The sequence below is a fragment of the Roseibium sp. R5 genome (assembly GCF_055755305.1).
Map to the genome: position 1 here is coordinate 1,345,482 of NZ_CM146910.1, position 16,468 is coordinate 1,361,949.

Annotated in this window: 18 protein-coding genes; 3 read left to right on the forward strand and 15 right to left on the reverse strand. The window is 58.6% G+C overall.

What is annotated here, in order from left to right; genetic code table 11:
- Nucleotides 1–9 precede the first annotated feature (9 nt).
- Genes acuI through AC0J4F_RS06210 form a run of 5 tightly spaced genes read right to left on the reverse strand, consistent with a single transcriptional unit; the run spans nucleotide 10 to nucleotide 5,213 of the window.
- Nucleotides 10–1,002, reverse strand: a complete 993-nt coding sequence (gene acuI, locus AC0J4F_RS06190) for an acrylyl-CoA reductase (NADPH) (RefSeq protein WP_133952553.1) — start codon at nucleotides 1,000–1,002, stop codon at nucleotides 10–12.
- A 14-nt stretch (nucleotides 1,003–1,016) separates the two neighbouring features.
- On the reverse strand, nucleotides 1,017–2,651 hold the full coding sequence (locus AC0J4F_RS06195) for an acyl-CoA synthetase (RefSeq protein ID WP_133952552.1): 1,635 nt from the start codon (nucleotides 2,649–2,651) through the stop codon (nucleotides 1,017–1,019).
- A 1-nt stretch (nucleotide 2,652) separates the two neighbouring features.
- Nucleotides 2,653–3,774 carry a dimethylsulfoniopropionate demethylase gene (locus tag AC0J4F_RS06200; protein WP_133952551.1) on the reverse strand — a complete coding sequence of 374 codons (1,122 nt, stop codon included), beginning with the start codon at nucleotides 3,772–3,774 and terminating at the stop codon, nucleotides 2,653–2,655.
- A 12-nt stretch (nucleotides 3,775–3,786) separates the two neighbouring features.
- Nucleotides 3,787–4,413 carry a DUF1326 domain-containing protein gene (locus AC0J4F_RS06205; RefSeq protein ID WP_133952550.1) on the reverse strand — a complete coding sequence of 209 codons (627 nt, stop codon included), beginning with the start codon at nucleotides 4,411–4,413 and terminating at the stop codon, nucleotides 3,787–3,789.
- A gap of 11 nt (nucleotides 4,414–4,424) precedes the next feature.
- Nucleotides 4,425–5,213, reverse strand: coding sequence for a DUF2182 domain-containing protein (locus tag AC0J4F_RS06210; protein ID WP_473025721.1), 789 nt, complete (start codon nucleotides 5,211–5,213; stop codon nucleotides 4,425–4,427).
- Nucleotides 5,214–5,374: 161 nt separating this feature from the next.
- Between AC0J4F_RS06210 and AC0J4F_RS06215 the strand changes: the two genes are divergently transcribed.
- The 3 genes from AC0J4F_RS06215 to AC0J4F_RS06225 all read left to right on the forward strand — a co-directional run bounded on the left by AC0J4F_RS06215 (nucleotide 5,375) and on the right by AC0J4F_RS06225 (nucleotide 7,634).
- A complete protein-coding gene (locus tag AC0J4F_RS06215) occupies nucleotides 5,375–6,112 on the forward strand; it encodes a FadR/GntR family transcriptional regulator (RefSeq protein ID WP_209002591.1) in 738 nt (245 codons plus the stop codon).
- Nucleotides 6,113–6,204: 92 nt separating this feature from the next.
- Nucleotides 6,205–7,170 (forward strand): isopenicillin N synthase family dioxygenase, encoded by a 966-nt coding sequence (locus tag AC0J4F_RS06220; RefSeq protein ID WP_473025722.1) that lies wholly within the window; start codon nucleotides 6,205–6,207, stop codon nucleotides 7,168–7,170.
- 95 nt (nucleotides 7,171–7,265) lie between these two features.
- On the forward strand, nucleotides 7,266–7,634 hold the full coding sequence (locus AC0J4F_RS06225) for a thiol-disulfide oxidoreductase DCC family protein (protein WP_473025723.1): 369 nt from the start codon (nucleotides 7,266–7,268) through the stop codon (nucleotides 7,632–7,634).
- Between the two features lie 7 nt (nucleotides 7,635–7,641).
- Here the strand turns inward: AC0J4F_RS06225 and AC0J4F_RS06230 are convergent, their stop codons facing one another.
- From AC0J4F_RS06230 to AC0J4F_RS06275, 10 genes are all read right to left on the reverse strand, one after another.
- Nucleotides 7,642–8,232, reverse strand: coding sequence for a glutathione peroxidase (locus tag AC0J4F_RS06230; RefSeq protein WP_473025724.1), 591 nt, complete (start codon nucleotides 8,230–8,232; stop codon nucleotides 7,642–7,644).
- Between the two features lie 93 nt (nucleotides 8,233–8,325).
- Nucleotides 8,326–8,736 (reverse strand): universal stress protein, encoded by a 411-nt coding sequence (locus tag AC0J4F_RS06235; RefSeq protein WP_133952546.1) that lies wholly within the window; start codon nucleotides 8,734–8,736, stop codon nucleotides 8,326–8,328.
- A gap of 63 nt (nucleotides 8,737–8,799) precedes the next feature.
- Nucleotides 8,800–9,828, reverse strand: a complete 1,029-nt coding sequence (locus AC0J4F_RS06240; RefSeq protein WP_473025725.1) for an Ldh family oxidoreductase — start codon at nucleotides 9,826–9,828, stop codon at nucleotides 8,800–8,802.
- Between the two features lie 107 nt (nucleotides 9,829–9,935).
- Nucleotides 9,936–11,117 (reverse strand): UxaA family hydrolase, encoded by a 1,182-nt coding sequence (locus tag AC0J4F_RS06245; RefSeq protein ID WP_473025726.1) that lies wholly within the window; start codon nucleotides 11,115–11,117, stop codon nucleotides 9,936–9,938.
- 13 nt (nucleotides 11,118–11,130) lie between these two features.
- The gene (locus AC0J4F_RS06250; RefSeq protein WP_133952543.1) at nucleotides 11,131–11,421 is read right to left on the reverse strand and encodes a UxaA family hydrolase; all 291 of its coding nucleotides are present in this window, start codon (nucleotides 11,419–11,421) and stop codon (nucleotides 11,131–11,133) included.
- A 10-nt stretch (nucleotides 11,422–11,431) separates the two neighbouring features.
- Nucleotides 11,432–12,427 (reverse strand): zinc-dependent alcohol dehydrogenase, encoded by a 996-nt coding sequence (locus AC0J4F_RS06255; protein WP_473025728.1) that lies wholly within the window; start codon nucleotides 12,425–12,427, stop codon nucleotides 11,432–11,434.
- Entirely contained in the window at nucleotides 12,424–13,176 is a 753-nt protein-coding gene (locus AC0J4F_RS06260) for an SDR family NAD(P)-dependent oxidoreductase (protein ID WP_473025729.1), read from the reverse strand. Before AC0J4F_RS06260 ends, AC0J4F_RS06255 begins: the two co-directional genes overlap by 4 nt.
- A gap of 4 nt (nucleotides 13,177–13,180) precedes the next feature.
- Nucleotides 13,181–14,494 (reverse strand): histidinol dehydrogenase, encoded by a 1,314-nt coding sequence (gene hisD, locus AC0J4F_RS06265; RefSeq protein WP_133952540.1) that lies wholly within the window; start codon nucleotides 14,492–14,494, stop codon nucleotides 13,181–13,183.
- Between the two features lie 8 nt (nucleotides 14,495–14,502).
- Nucleotides 14,503–15,834: a TRAP transporter large permease gene (locus tag AC0J4F_RS06270; protein ID WP_133952539.1), complete on the reverse strand. Its 1,332-nt coding sequence runs from the start codon at nucleotides 15,832–15,834 to the stop codon at nucleotides 14,503–14,505.
- A gap of 11 nt (nucleotides 15,835–15,845) precedes the next feature.
- A complete protein-coding gene (locus tag AC0J4F_RS06275; protein WP_133952538.1) occupies nucleotides 15,846–16,361 on the reverse strand; it encodes a TRAP transporter small permease in 516 nt (171 codons plus the stop codon).
- Between the last annotated feature and the right edge of the window lie 107 nt (nucleotides 16,362–16,468).

Genomic DNA, 16,468 nt, shown 5'->3' on the forward strand with positions numbered 1-16,468 from the left:
CGATGTCTCTTATGCGTTCACGTCGACGACAACACGGCCTTTGACCTGGCCTTTCAGGATGTCCTTGCCGAGACCTGGCAAGTCTTCAAGGGTCGCCGGGTGGATCATGCCGTGCAGCTTGTCGAGCGGCAGGTCCTTGGCGATCCGTTGCCAGGCGCGGACACGGTCATCATAAGGACGCATGACGCTGTCGATGCCGAGAAGGTTGACACCGCGCAGGATGAACGGGATGACGCTGGCTGGAAGGTTCGCGCCACCAGCCAGACCGATGGTGGCGACCGAGCAGCCATACTTCATCTGTCCGAGGATGCGGGCGAGCATTTCACCGCCAACGGCATCAATCGCGCCGGCCCAGACCTCTTTCTCCAGTGGACGCTTGATGGTTTCGGCAACGTCGTCCCGTGGAACGATGGCACTGGCGCCAAGAGACTTCAGGTAGTCCCAGGTGCTTTCGCGGCCGGTGACGGCATGCACTTCATAGCCAAGGTTGGCCAAGATCGCGACAGCGACGGAGCCAACACCACCTGCTGCGCCCGTGACCAGAACCGGCCCGTTTTCCGGCTTCAAGCCATGGTCTTCCAGTGCCATGACGGCAAGCATCGCGGTGAAACCGGCGGTGCCGACCGCCATCGCATCGCGGGTGGTGAGGCCATCCGGCAACGGCACCAGCCATTCGCCCTTGACGCTGGCCTTTTGGGCATAACCGCCCCACCAGACTTCACCGACACGCCAGCCGGTCAGGACCACCTTGTCGCCCGGTTTGTACCATTCGTCAGAGGACTCCTCGACAGTGCCGGCAAAGTCGATGCCCGGGACATGCGGATAGTCCTTGACCAGACCGCCGCCCGGTCCGACACAAAGGCCGTCCTTGTAGTTCAAGGTCGAGTACTCAACGGCAACCGTGACATTGCCGTCCGGCAGTTGGTTCTCGTCGATTTCCTTGACGGCGGCGCTGGTTTTGCCGTCTTCGTTCTTGTCGACAACAAGTGCTTTGAAAGTCATGTGAAATATCCCTGTTATGCGGTTTCACTTGAGAGTGTCCGGGCCTCTTGCCGCAGGACGAATTTCTGGATTTTCCCGGTTGCCGTCTTTGGCAACTCGGTAAAGATGATTTTCTTGGGCCGCTTGAAACCGGCCATGTTCTCCCGGCAAAAGGCGATCAGGCTGTCTTCGGTTGCCTGGCTGCCTTCTTTGAGCTCGACGAAGGCGCAAGGGACTTCGCCCCATTTCTCGTCGGGCAAGGCGACAACAGCCGCAAGGACCACATCCGGATGGCGGTGCAGTACTCCTTCGACCTCGACGGACGAGATGTTTTCGCCCCCTGAAATGATGACATCCTTCAGCCGGTCGCGGATCTGCACATAGCCGTTTTCGTGCCGAACAGCTGCATCGCCGGACTTGAAATGACCACCGGAAAAGGCCTCATCCGTCGCGTCCCAGTTCTTGTAGTAGCCTTTCATGACGGTGTTGCCGCGAATGACGATCTCGCCCTGCGTTTCCCCATCCCAGGGCACCGGTTCGCCGGTCTCGCGATCAACGACATCGACGCTCTCGGTCATTGGGAAGCCAACGCCTTGCCAAGACTGAAGCTCGGCTTGCTCGTCGGCGGATAGGTCGTCCCATTCCTCTCGCCACAGGCATTGGGCGACATGACCATAGGTCTCGGTGAGGCCATAGACCTGCATCACTTCAAAACCGAGCGCCTTGGTGGCGGCAAGAACCGCTGCCGGCGGCGGCGCGCCGGCAGTCATGATTTTCACTGGGCCAGGCAAGGGTTTGCGGTTTTCTTGTGGTGTGTTGACCAGCATGGAGAGCACGATGGGCGCACCGCCCAAATGGGTCACCTGATGCTTGGCGATCAGGTCGAAGACGGCAGCGCCAGTCACCTGCCGGATGCAAATGATCGTGCCGGCCATCAAGGTCATCGTCCAGGCATGACACCAGCCGTTGCAGTGGAACATGGGCACGGAATAGAGATAGACCGGATGGCGCGGTAGCTCCCACGCGATCGGCGTCCCCATCGCCATGAGATAAGCGCCGCGATGGTGATAGACGACGCCCTTCGGCCGGCCCGATGTGCCGGAAGTGTAGTTCAGCGCGAGAGCTTGCCATTCATCGGCTGGTCCTTGCCAGGGAAACTCCGGATCGCCCCCTTCGACCAGGTCTTCGAATACCGCGTCGCCGATCAACGCGCCGCCGGGGCCGTCCGGGTCGGCAATGTTGATGATCGGCAGAGCCTTGCCGTTTATGTCGAACGCTTGAGAGATCACGCCGGAAAAGGCGGTGTCCGCGATCACCAGTTTGGCATCGCTGTGCTCAAGGATATAGGCGACTGTTTCCGGTTCGAGGCGGGTGTTGATCGTGTTAAGTACCGCGCCTGTCAGCGGAACCGCATAGTGAAGCTCAAACAGTTCGGGCGTGTTGGCTGCCATTACTGAAACCGTATCGCCAAGCCCGATGCCGCGCTGCTTGAGGCTTGAAGCGATCCGGCGTACCCGCCCCAGAACATCGGACCAGGTGTAGTGGCGGTCGTTGTATACAACAGCCAGCCGGTCCGGGAACAACGCTGCTGTCCGCTCCAGAAAAGAGAGCGGTGACAACGGCACGTGGTTGGCGGTCTGCGGCGGCAGGGCCTCGTAATTGTCTCTCACGCTAGCCCCCCTGGTTGCAGAACGGGGTTTCCCAGACGGTCGCGCTGCGCATACCGTGCGGCGTGTCGACCTGAACCTTCGTGCCGTCGTCCCAATGGGTCATGCGGACCATGCCGATCGCGACATTGGTTCTGAAATCCGGGGAGTAAGCGGCCGAACTGATCGTTCCAACCTGCCGGCCACCACCGATGATGGGCCATAACTCGTTACAAGGCGGAACGGGATCGCCATCAATCGCCAAACTGCGGATCTGGCGGACAGGCCCTTCGACCGCAACACGGAGCAACGCGTCCCGGCCGACACAGCCGATCGCTTGCTGTGTCTGACAGAACTTTCCAAGTCCACATTCGTGCGGCGTGTTGTTGCGGGTCATGTCGTTGCCGTAGGACAGAAGTTGCCCCTCGATCCGCTCGATCAGGTTGGGGCAACCGGCCCGGACATCCATGTCCGCTCCCGCTTCCATGAAGGCATCCCAGACGGGTTCGCCCCATTTGCTGCCATCGACATAGAGCTCAAACCCGCCCTGCTTCGAGTAGCCGGAGCGCGCCAGCACCATGCGCTGCCCCTCAAACTCCACATAGTCATAGTGAAAGAACCGGATGGACCGGATGCGTTCGCCGAAGACCCGGGCGACCAGGTCCTCAGCTTTGGGGCCCTGGATGGCAAAAGGGGAAACGTCCGGCTCATCGACATCGACCTCCAACCGGAACGCGTGTGCAAGCCCCTTGATCCAGAAAAGCAGATCGCTGTCGGCAACCGAAACCCAGTACTTGTCTTCGGCGAGTTTCGTTGTGACCGGATCGTTCAGCATTCCCCCGGTCTCATCCACCATCGGCGTGTAGTAGCACCGGTTGAGTGCCATGTCCGACAGGTCCCGCGGCGTCAGCATTTGCGCCAGACGTCCGGCATCCGGTCCCCAGAGTTCGACCTGGCGTTCGCAGGACACGTCCCAGATCTGAACTTTTGATTTCAGATGCTTGTAGTCCTCTTCCACCGACTCAAAGACAGTCGGTAGAAGCATATGGTTGTAGACGGTGTAGGCTTTTACACCGGCTTCCTGGACACGGCGCGAGAATGGTGTCTTGCGCGTGCGCCGGGAGATGGACAGAGACGGGACCTGCATGCCGGGTCCTCCCTATGCGGCCTGTTCGGCGGCCGGGCCGGACCAGTCTATCTGACAGATTTCGGCGCTGCGGCCGTCAAAGTCCCAAACACGGCCATAGGCACGGACACGGCCCTGCGTGGCGGTTGCGACCGTGATGTCCGAGCCCATCCAGTACTCGGTGTTAGTGACCACGATATCCTGGTCCGGATCAGATCCGCCAACCGGAACGACTTCGCCCTTGATTGCCTTGCCAACAATCAGGCGGCGCTTCTTGCCTTCGTTTTCGTAAGTCACGGGCGCGCGTTCAGCGCCGAGGAATTCGCTCACCAGGACCTTGAAGAGACCTGTTGTGCCCTTGGCCTGACCGGAGAAGATTTTCAAAAGGCCATCATAGGCGGCTTCCGAAGCGCGTTCGTCGATATAGGCAGCGGCTTTCCAATTCCCGCGGGCCATCAGACCAGGGATTTCGAGGACCAGGCCAACGTTCAAGCCGGACAGGTCTTCGCCCATATAATGTCCTTTATCGATCCGGACACCGGCCCAGGCCTGGCAGTAGCCCTCTGTCGGCGCGTGTTTGCCAAGCGAAACGACACACGGGCAGAAAACGGTGCAGTTGCAATTGAGGATCAATTCCCCACGGATGGCCCATCCAGTCATTCTTGTCTCCGTTATAGATGTTTTATGAGTTCGATAATGAGGATTGCAGCGGCAGATCCCAGAAGTGCAAAACCGACAGGCACGGTCAGGTAACGGCCGAGCTGCGGGAGTTTTTCAAAGGTCATCAGCAGCATTGCGAGGCCCATGAAGGCGAGGTTCATGGTGCCGGCAACAAAGGCGAGCAGCATGAGGGCCCAGCAACAGCCGAGGCAGATCGCGCCAAGGTGCAATCCCATCCGGAAAGCGCCCGAAAGCCCATCTTGCCATTTGCCCATGAAGAACAACAGCGGGCTCTGGCATTGGTTGAGACAGGCTTCTTTTAGTCGGCTGAACTGGTACGCTCCGGCAAGCGCCAAAAGGCCCGCGGTCAAATAGACTTCGGAACTGCGGCCGAAGGGGTCCAGCCAGCCTTGTGTGTCCAGCGCAGCCTGCAGAAGAGCTGCCGGAACCGAAAAGCCGATCCAGACGAGCAGGTAGCCGGCAAGCAGCGCTGAGAAACCGGCGATTGTGGCGCCTTGCGTATGGGTGAGATCGAGATAGGTTTTCAGTGCGGGCGCAACGGTTGGCGCCATCATTGCAAGGGACATCAAGCCCCACATTGCGATCAATCCGGCAAGGCTTGTGTCTGCGGCCGGACGGCAGAGAGATGCCAGGTAATCCAGGCCAAGCGCTTGCCAGCCCGCGGGCAGATCGAGATCCGGTTGCATCAGGAAAAGAGCTGCCCACGCACCAAGAACCGCGACAAAGAACGCGATCCAGGCGGCCTGGCGCCGGTCAGCTAAGTGAAGGGCGATCTGCACCCAATGTCCTCCCATATCGTTGAGAAAAGGCTGAGCGCATCTGTTGAAAAAGTCAAATAATTAATTGTCTGACATTTAAATATTTGCATTGACCCTGTTCCAGAGCCGGGCCTAGTCTTGTAGAGAGGCACCGTGGACGGGTGCGTGCAAAGGAGACACCATTGGCAATCGAGTATCAGGCGATCCGCAAGGAGGGTTTGTCGACCCAGATTGCCAATGCGATCCGTAAGGCCATTCTCGATGGCGCGTTGAGCGTAGAAGAACGTTTGCCGAGTGAAACAGAGCTCGCTGATCGGTTCGGAGTGTCCCGGGCAACTGTGCGCGAAGCGATGAAGCGTCTTGCGGCCCAGAACCTCATTCGCTCAGAAAGGGGTGCGTCCGGCGGCGCGTTCGTCAACCGTATTACTTTTGATGAAGCTCGAGGCGACCTGGTGGGCACGACCCGGCTTCTTATCGGCATGAACAATATCCCGTTTGAAGATGCCATCGAAGCCCGTTACCTTCTGGAGTCTTCTTGTCTGGCACTCGCTTGCGAAAACCGCAGCGAAGACGATCTGACCGCAATGGCCCGGGAGATCAGCCTTCAAAGTGGGGATCTGTCCGACGAAGACTTCTGCGATTCAGATGTCCGGTTTCACTCGGTCATTGCCAAGGCAACAGGGAACCCTTTGCTGATGTTTCAAGTCTCGGGCGCGATCGAAGCTATGCAGCCCTTGATGAACATGCTGGTCTACCGGCTTCGCGACAAGAAGCACATTGCCGGCCTTCATGACCGTCTTCGCGACGCGCTGGGCAATCGGGATAGTGTGGCGGCGCAGACGGTTTTGGAGGAAATCGCTGCCTATACCCGGCAACTGGCGGAATTGCGGCGTGCTCCAAAGGAAGATCCGGCAAACTGACTGTAATACTCTTGACGAAGGTCGAGCCTGAGTTGGAAGTTCAGGGAATGGGACATGCCGCCGGCATGCCGATTTCCTGAAAGGACGGTCTCTTGAACAACGCGCATATTCCGATCATCGACTTGGGCGGTTTGGTGGACGGTGCGCCCGGTGGGCTTGAACAAGCCGCGCAAGAGATCGGTCAGGCGGCACGGGAGACCGGGTTCTTCTATGTAAAGAACCATGGCATTGATGCGGACCTGATTGCCGGGATCAATGCGGCTGCCCACGCCGTGTTTGCTTTGCCTGACGCCGATAAACTGGCGCTGACAAAGGACTTCCATAAGACCAACCGCGGCTATGTTCCGATGGAGGGTGAAAACCTTGACCCATCCAAACCGGCGGACCTGAAGGAAGCTTTTAACGTCGGCCTAGAACTCGCGCCGGATGATCCGCGTATTTTGGCCGGAGAGCCGTTTCGGGCACTAAACCAATGGCCGAATGTGCCCGACTGGCGGGACATAGTCCTCAGATACTTCAATGCTGTTTGGGGGCTTGGCCGGACGATCCATCAGGCCATCGCGCTTGATCTGAAGGCAGCACCTGATTTTTTCGAAGACAAGCTTGACGCGCCAATGGCTACCCTGCGCCTGCTCCACTATCCGCCCCAGCCTGCCGATGCTGCGGCCGGTCAAATTGGGGCCGGGACCCATACGGACTATGGCAACATCACCATTTTGCTCCCCGACGAGGTTGGCGGACTGGAGGTCCGGCGCCGGGACGGTGAATGGATCCAAGCCCCGACAATCGACGGCACATTCATCTGCAATATTGGCGATTGCCTAATGCGCTGGACCAACGATGTCTATGTTTCTACGCCGCATCGCGTCGTGAACAGTAGTGGCCGCGAACGGTATTCGATCGCGTTTTTCCTCGACCCGAACCCGGATGCCGAAGTCTCCTGCCTTCCAGGATGCGTCAGCGCCGACAGGCCGCCTCGATATGCGCCAATCTCCGGGGCTGATTATCTCTGGTCTCGTCTGGATGCCACCTACGAACACACAAAGAAGGGCAGCTGAGACGAATCCGCACAGGTGACGGTGCCCTGTGCCAAACCCAATCCATCCTGTTTTTGCGCTCGTAGACAGATCAGCCAGAAACAAGGAGTGGGTTGGTGATCTCGGTCTATTACGATGGAAAATGCGGCTTGTGTTCCAAGGAAATCAATTTCTTCAAGCGGCGGACCCCGAAGCACCCAATCTTGTGGCACGACATCGCCAACGATCCTGCGCAATTGGAAGGCACGGGCGTTTCCCAGGCAGAAGCTCTGATGTTCATGCATGTTCGAGATGCAGAGGGAGTGATGCGGACCGAAGTTGACGCCTTTATCGCGTTGTGGCGTCAATTCTCCGGCTGGTCGCTTCTCAGCCGGTTTGTGTCCCTTCCGGGAATATACCAGCTTGCGGGCATGCTTTACCGCATGTTTGCGAAAGTCCGCTTTAACCGCTACCCGCATTGTCAGGCGAGTTTGGAAAAAGCATGACCGTCCATCAGGAACTTTGATCAGCCGGAAGTTGGTCGAGATGTTTCTCGATTTCGGCCATGACGGCCTTGGAGGTTGGTTTTGCGGGAGTTCCAAACCAGGACACCAAGGACCCGTCCGGACCAACGAGGTATTTGTGGAAGTTCCAGTTTGGCCGCGCGAGCGAGCCGAGCTCCTCAACAGCCCATTGATAGAACGGGTGGGCGGTGTCCCCACGCACGGACGTCTTCGCAGTCATCTGGAAGGTTGCCCCGTATTTCGCTTCGCAATAGGCGGCAATTTCGCCGTCCTTGCGCGGTTCCTGACCGCCAAAGTCGTTCGATGGCACGCCGAGCACGACAAGGCCTTGATCAGCGTATCTCTCGTGCAGCTCTTGAAGTCCGGACAACTGGCCACTGAAACCGCAGGCCGTTGCCGTGTTGACCACAAGGACCACCTTTCCCTCGTATTCCTTCATCGGCAGGGATAGTCCGTTTGCAAGTTCAAAGCTGAAATCATGGGCGCTGCCCGTCTGTGTCGCAGGATCAGCCGCGACAGCGTGGCCGGTTGCAGCGAGGATACCGGAAATGACAACAGCGGCAGGGGCGAAACGCGGCATTACAGATCTCCGAAGCAATTTGCTTTTGTTGCTTACGGAGGTGAGCGTTTACCAGTTCACTGTTCAGCGTGCCGGGCGGATTTAGCGGACGCCTTAATCGCGAACCACAAAGACAGAACATCCGGCCCGGCGAACCACGCGCGATGCGGTCGATCCGAGGAAATAGTCCTGAGCTGTCGGGTGATGCGATCCGACGATGACGAGATCGACATCGTTTTCCTCGGCAAAGGCTGCAATCTGCACCCCCGGCTTCCCGCTCACGACCTTGCACTGGATGCTGTCATCGCCGCCGGTTGCTTCGCGCAGTTTGTTTTCGACCTTGGTTGTCAGATGATTGTCGACCTTCATGGTCACGAATTCAGAAACGAACCCCGGAATATTCTCAAGGACGGTCAAAAGCGTGATTTGCCCGCCGTCCGCCAATAGATGGCGGGCGTTTTCCAGCTTTCGGGCGATCAATGTCTCATGATCAAGAGCGACCGGTATCAGGACATGCTTGTACATCGGATCGAAATCCTCCCTTTCTGAAACTTCTGCAGCCGTGCCTGACTTCGCCACTGGTCAGGGTCAGGCATGACCTTCTGCAAGCTTTCGGACCGCATCGACATAGCGGGCCGGTACATCAATGCCTTCCGTTCTAGCCTTGGCGATGGCGGCAGCGCGGCGGCTGCCGGGCAGGCGCGCACCCTCCATTGTTTCAATTAGGCTGAGCAGAGCGTTGATGCGGGCAGCGAAATGTTCTGTATCCATCGGCTTCATGGCGATCAGGAACTGACCGACTCCGGGAGGTGGTCCGTCGGCGGAAAAGAACGAGGAGGCTTCGGTGCTTTTCGAAGCGCCAGTCATGACCGAAGCCAGGATCTCTACCATCAGGGCCAGCGCTGTACCCTTGGCTTCGCCAATTGGCAGCATGGTGCCTTCGAGCGCAGCTTCGGCACTTGTGGTTGGGTTGCCATCCTTGTCGAGTGCCCAGCCCTCCGGAATGTCTTTTCCGGCTTTGCGCGCATTCATCACCTTGCCGCGGGCTACCCGTGACAAGGACAAGTCCACAACAAGCGGATCCTTGCCCGGCCGTGGGGCGGCAAAGGCGATTGGGTTTGTTCCGAAAACGGGATCCTTGGCTCCGAACGGCGCCATTGCCGCCGGAGCATTGGCCACCATGATCGCCATCAGTCCCCGTTTGGCGAGTTTTTCGACCTGAACTGACAGGGCGCCGCAATGATGCGACCGCGTGATGCCCATGGTTGCGCAGCCATGTTCCAGCGCCACCTCGGAGCCTCTTTCAATAACAGCGTCCAGTGCGGGATAGGCAAAGCCAAAGCCTGCATCTGCGAGGAGGCTGCTTGTTCCCTTTTGAGAAATAACAACGTCTGCAGAGGCAGCGATTTTCCCGGACTGGACTTGAGCGGCGTAGTCCTCCACCCGCGAAAATCCGTGCCCAACTTGACCTTCCGCTTCTGCGGCAACAAGCGCATTCGCAACGGACTGTGCGGCTATGTCAGGCACACCCACGGCTAGGAAGGCGGACTTGATCAAAAGTTCTGCATTGCACAGGCTGAGGCGTTCGGTCGCTTCCATCGGTGTGTATGCTTTCAAAAAACAACAGATCGCCGACACTTATTGCAAATTTTAGGGCTTGGCGATGCCCTATCCGTATGGCCGAGAATCTGGTGGCTGGTTTCCAGCCACCAGACCAGTCGCTTTTAAGCGCTACGGTAGAGTTTGGTCATCGAGAATTCCCGGTGACCAAGCGCTTCGGCAGCCGTGTTCCGGCCATTGGCGGTGCGGCAGATCATTTCAATCAACGCATCGCCGGCCTCATCGATGGTCATTTCCCTGCGTAAAATGCCGGAGACATCAACGTCAACGTGTTCGCTCATGGTGCGAACCGTACGCGGATTGGCCGTGATTTTGATCACCGGCACGATTGGGTTGCCAACCACATTGCCCTGTCCTGTCGGGAAGGTGTGGATCACGGCGCCGCCGGCGGCCATCAAGGTCACGCATTCCGCAGCAGCGGACGATGAGTCCATGAAGTAGAGGCCATTGCCCGACTTCGGCGCCTCGGCAGGGTCGAGAATGTCGATGTACTGCGAGGTGCGCCCGATTTTTTCCAAGTTTCCAAGAGCTTTTTCCTCGATGGTGGTCAGGCCACCTTCGATGTTGCCTTTGGTCGGCTGGCTGTCGGAAAGGTCATCGGTCTGGTGCGCGAAGATCACATCATCCTGATAGGCCTTCCACATATTGTACCAGCGCTCACCAACTTCCTCGTTGATCGCGCGTTTCTGGCAGATGTGTTCCGCGCCGGTGATTTCGGAGGTCTCACCGAAGAACCCAGTGATGCCTTCCGGCAGCAATTTGTCGTACATGTTGCCGACGGTCGGGCAGGAGCCGAGACCTGTGGTTGTGTCGCTCTCGCCGCATTTGGTGGAGACCCAAAGCTCGGAGATGGAGCACTCTTCGCGCTGATATTCCGACGTCTTGTGAACGAACTCCTTCGCGGCCCATGAGGCGCGGCGAATGGTTTCGAAGTCACCGTTCTGTTCGATGGAGAACTCGGCGACCGGTTTGCCGGTTTCGCGGATCCCGTCGGCGATGCGCTTGGTCCAGCCCGGCTCGATGCCGATGACCACAACGGCAGCGACGTTCGGGTTGGCGCCAGTGCCGATCATGGTCCGGAAGTGCAGTTCCAGATCTTCACCGAATTGCAGACGGCCATAAGCATGCGGGATGGCCAGCGTGCCCTTGACGTTGTTGGCAACAGCCTCACAAGCAGCGTTGGAGATGTCGTCGACGGGCAGAATGACAACGTGGTTGCGGACCCCGACCCGGCCGTTTTCGCGCCGGTAAGCCTTCACCGTCATGTTCGAGTATTTGGTAGACATTTCGGGCGGCTCCTTACCAGCGCTTGGTTTTGCAATTGTGGGTGTGGACGTGGGCGCCCTTTGGGATGTCGGCAATGATCTTGCCGATGTCTTCACCGTATTTGATGGCTGTGTCGCCGTTGTTGAGATCTTTCAGCGCGATCTTGTGGCCAATCGGCACGTCCGCGCCGGCGGTCAGGCGGAAAGTGGAATTGTCGTGGGTGACACAGCACAGCATGTCGGTGCCGGCCGTCAGCCCTTCCACAACCACCACACCGACGTTGTCGGCATGTTCGTGGACGAGAAGATGGGGAATTTCAGACATAATTGTCTCCTCAATTATCGGGTGTGAGTAGTATTTTAGGAACAGCGACCGCACCTTGGCGCAGGTCGTTGAAAGCCTTGAGGCCGTCGGACAACGGCCGGATTTCGGTCCAGTCGAGAGCGCCCAACCGGCCATCGAACATGGCTTTGGTGGTCTCGCGGAAATCTTCAGCGGTGTATGTGTAGGTGCCAATGAAGGTGATTTCCTGCAGCGTCATCCGCCGGATATCGAGACCGCCGTCAGACGACCCAAGCCCGATGTGACTGATAACCCCGCCTGGCTTGGCCAGTTTGGTTGCCGTTGCCCGTGTTGCGGCATAGCCGACGCCGTCGACGATCAGGTCATACTGCCCGCTCGTCTCCGCCTGATCAGGGGTCAGTACCTCAATTCCGCAGGATGACTTGAGAAACTGAGCCCGCTCCGCATTGGGTTCGATCAGTCGGACTTGAGTGATGCCCTGCGCCTTCAAGGATAGAGCTGCCCCAAGACCAATGGCGCCGCCGCCAATCACCAGCGCTTTTGCCTCTGACGGATCTGATATCAAGGCACGTTTGGCGAGGCGCACGGCATGCCAGCCGCAGGCAATGGGTTCGGCCAGTGCCGCCTGGGAATCCGTGATGTTGTCTGGCACCACGACAAGGTTGTCTTCCGGCATTGCGAGGTAATCGGCAAACCCGCCTTCGCGTGGCGGCATGGAGATGATCTGCCTTTCCGGGCAAAGATTGTCCCGGCCAGACCGACAGGCCTCACAAATCCCACAAGTGACCAGTGGGTTGACGGTCACCCTTTTTCCTTCAAGCGGGCCCGATACAACGGTTCCGGCAACTTCATGTCCAAGAATGAGCGGTGCCGGGCGGCGTTCGTCATGGCCGAGGAAGGCATGCATGTCGGAGCCGCAGATGCCGGTGTGGGCCACCTTGATAAGTGCATCGCCTGTTGACGGCGCCGGATCAGCAACATCCCGGTAAGCCTGCGTTTCCGGACCTGTGTAGACAAGGGCTTTCATTTTGCGGTGAAACCCCCGTCGACCATCAGGACTTGGCCTGTGACGTATCGGGACGCATCCGAGCACAGAAAGAGGATTGGCCCGTCGATGTCGTCGAGCGCTCCGTTGCGGCCGATACAAGTCTGGGCAGCATTGCGTTGCGCCCGTTCTTCGTCGCCAAAAACGGCCGCCGTCAGCTCTGTCGGGAAGAAACCGGGGCCAATTGCGTTTGCCGTGATGCCGTCTTTCGACCAGGCCTCGGCCATGGCCCGAGTCAATTGGCCGATACCGCCCTTGGAGGCTCCGTAAGCAATGCCGCCCGGGAACGCCCGTGTTGTCTGAAGCGAAGCGAAATTGACGATCCGGCCCCAACCCTTTTCCTTCATGGCAGGCGCAAAGGCCTTGCTCAGGAAGAAAGGCACTGTCAGATTGAGCATCATGGTGATGTCCCAACCGGCATCCGTCACATCATCTGCGGCTTCGCGGGTGTTGATCCCAGCCGCATGTACCAGAATTTGAGGCGGGCCGAATGGCTCGGCGATACTCTCTACAATGCTGGTAAGGCGCTCGCGATCGCTCAAATCGGCCGCGACTGCTGCGGTCGAGCCGCCGGCCTCCTGCCGCCACTCCTCAAGGTCGGCCGCACGGCGGGCAACGCCAACCACGGATGCGCCCGCCTGAGCAAGCACCGTGGCAGCGCGCCGGCCGAGACCTGAACTGGCCCCGGTGACGCAAGCAACTTTTCCGGATACGTCAAACAGACCGGACATGGCCTTACTCCGCTGCCTCCGCGCTCAAGTCAAAGTTTTCACCTGGGAAATACTTCCGCAGCCGGATGTCAGCTGTGCGGGCATGCCCTTCCATGCCTTCGAGGCGTGAAATGCGCGCCGTTGCCTCGGCGACTGGCTTGGCGCCGTCGCGGGTGGCCCGTTGCCAGGTGACGATCTTCATGAATTTGTGGACCGACAAGCCGCCAGTATAGGACGCAGCGCCGGAAGTCGGCAACACATGGTTGGTGCCCGATGCCTTGTCGCCGAAGGCAACAGTGGTTTCTTCGCCGAGGAACAAGGATCCGTAGCAGGACAAACGGTCCAGCCACCAATCCAGATCTTCGGCCTGCACCGTCAGGTGTTCAGGAGCATAAGCATCAGATGTCGCCGCCATCTCCTCGCGGGTATCGCACAGGATCACTTCGGCATAATCGCGCCAGGCGGCAGCCGCGTTTTGGCTGTTCACCTCGGGCAGGTCGTCAATGAGTTTTGGCACCAGCGCCATAACCTCTTCGGCCAGAGACCTTGTGTCGGTGACGAGCCAGACCGGTGAATTGTAACCGTGTTCTGCCTGACCGACGAGATCGGCGGCCACAACTTCTGGATCCGCTGTCTTGTCGGCAAGGATCAAGCTGTCGGTCGGCCCTGCGAACATGTCGATGCCGACCCGGCCAAACAGGATCCGTTTGGCTTCGGCAACGAACTGGTTGCCCGGACCTACGAGGATGTTGGCCTTTGGCAGACCAAACAGGCCGAAGGTCATGGCGGCCACACCCTGGACCCCACCCATGGCGACAATCTTGTCAGCGCCGCACACACGGGCCGCGTAGATGATTGCCGGGTTGATGCCGATGCCAGGCCGTGGCGGCGAGCATGCAACAATGTTCTCACAGCCCGCGACCTTAGCAGTCGTGACAGTCATGATCGCGCTGGCGATGTGGCTATAGCGGCCACCAGGAATGTAGCAGCCAGCCGTGTTGACCGGGATGCTTTTCTGGCCGGCGATGAGGCCCGGAACGACCTCAACCTCAATGTTCTGGCAGGTCTCGCGCTGGGCCTCTGCAAAGCGCTTGACGTTGGCGTGGGCGAACTCGATGTCGCGTTTCAGCTTTTCCGGGACCTTGGCGCTTGCTGCCTCGATTTCGGCATCGCTCAGGATGATTTCGCCGTCATACTTGTCGAATTTGGCGGCATACTCCATCGCAGCGGCATCGCCACCAGCTTCGATCGTATCGAGGATCTCCTGAACGATCTTTGTGGTCTCGGACGCATCGGTCTTTGAGGTGAGATCTGCTTTCTTCAGATATTCAACGGTCATGGCAGAGCCTACTTGTAAATTTCAGGCAGCAGCGTGGTTGAGATTGCCGGCACGTAGGCAATCAGCAAGGTCACGGCGAGCATGAAGAGGACGAAGGGAACGGCCCGGGCGGCGATTTTCAATATCGACTCACCCGTAAGGCCGGAGACGACGAACAGATTGAGACCGAGCGGCGGCGTGATGAACCCGACACCAAGTGCAGTGATCATCATGATGCAGAACTGGATCTCGTTCATGCCGATGTTGTCGGCGAGAGGTTTCAGGATTGGCGCCAGGATCACGATATTCGGCGTGGTTTCCATGACGCAGCCCGCGGCGATCAAAACCAGGATCATCATCATGATGAGCACCCAGGGCTCATCGCTGATGCCGGTGGCAACCGCCACAAAACCCTGAGGCACACCAATGATGGCAAGGGCTTCGGCAAGGGGGATGGAGAAAGCGATGATCGGAATGATCACACCATTGACCTTGGCTGAACTCACCAGCATGGCCGGGAAGTCCGAGAACCGCAGGGTTCCCAGGATAAAGCCCATGACGATGGTCACGACGACAGCGGTGGCGCCGGCCTCAGTCGGGGTCAAGCGGCCGGAAAAGATGCCGTAGAAGATGATCACCGGAACGATGAAGGCATACCAGCCCGATTTGATGGCAACCCACAAACGGGAGAAATACTCGTTCATGCTGATGTTGCCGCCACCTTCCCAGCCATAGAGCCGGTTCATGATGATGTTGGTGGCCAGGATCGAAACGAGAATGGCAAGGCCTGGAATAACGGCTGCAAGGAACAGCGTTGATGCGGAGATACCCAGTACCAAGCCGATGATGATGTACGCGATGGATGGCGGGATCAGAATGCCGGTACAAGCACCGGCTGCGACCAGGGCACAGGCATAGGGGCGCGGATAGCCGCTTTCCACCAACCGGTCGATGGTCATGCGGCCAACAGCTGCTGCACCTGCCGCATCCGAGCCGGAGATCGCCGCAAACATGCCGCAGACAAGGACGGTTGCGGAGCCGAAGCCACCTTTTGCGAATTGCGTGAGTGCTTCCGCCACGTCGAGAAATTTTCGACTGAGCCCGGTTCGGACCAATGCATCCCCGGTCAGGATGAATAGTGGCACCGCTGTCAAAGCGAAGGCGTCAATACCGCTGAAAAGTTTCTCGCCGACCAGGGACAGGGGAAGTGCGCCCGACCAGACGAGCATGAGGCTCGCGGCGGCACCGATGGCCGCCCAGACCGGTACGGCAAGCGCGACTAGCAGAACGAACAGGAGAACCGGACCGTAGAAATCCCAGCCAAGCTCAATTGTTTGCGGTTGCATATGTTGCCAAAGCATAGCCGCCCCCTTTAGTCGAAGAGTTTGTCGCCTTCGTAGACGGGATTGCCATCACGAAGGTCGCGGAAATCGCGCAGGAACGACTGGGCGAGACGGAAAAGGATGAGGGCGAAGCCGAGAGGCACGGCGCTGAGGAACCAGACTTGCGAAATACGCAGGCCGTGTGTCACCGACCCAAACTTCGCCGAAACAAGCACGGTTTCCAGCGACCAGTAGAATGCAATCACTGCAACGATCGCCATGATAATGTCGCCGAAGATGTAGAGCAGTGCCTTCACCCTGGGGCTAACGTACTGCATCAGAACATCGATGCGGATATGGCCGCGCTCTTTGACAGCAGCCGCGGCCCCGATCCAGGCAAGGTAGATGAAGGAATAGCGAACGATCTCCTCGCCCCAAATGGACGAGTAGGCGAAGACTTCGCGCCGGACCACTTCAATGAACATGGTCAGCACCAGCATGACGTAGAACAGGAGAAGCAGCCAGCGCTCGCCGTTCTTGTCTATAGCTTGAAGGACAGATGACATTGGCACTCCTCGACCGCTCCCATCAGGCGGCATGCCTGATGCGGTGGTAGCGTGAACAGGGAATTGGAAAGCGCACAGTGTGGGCCGCCGGCGCTCTTGATGGCGCC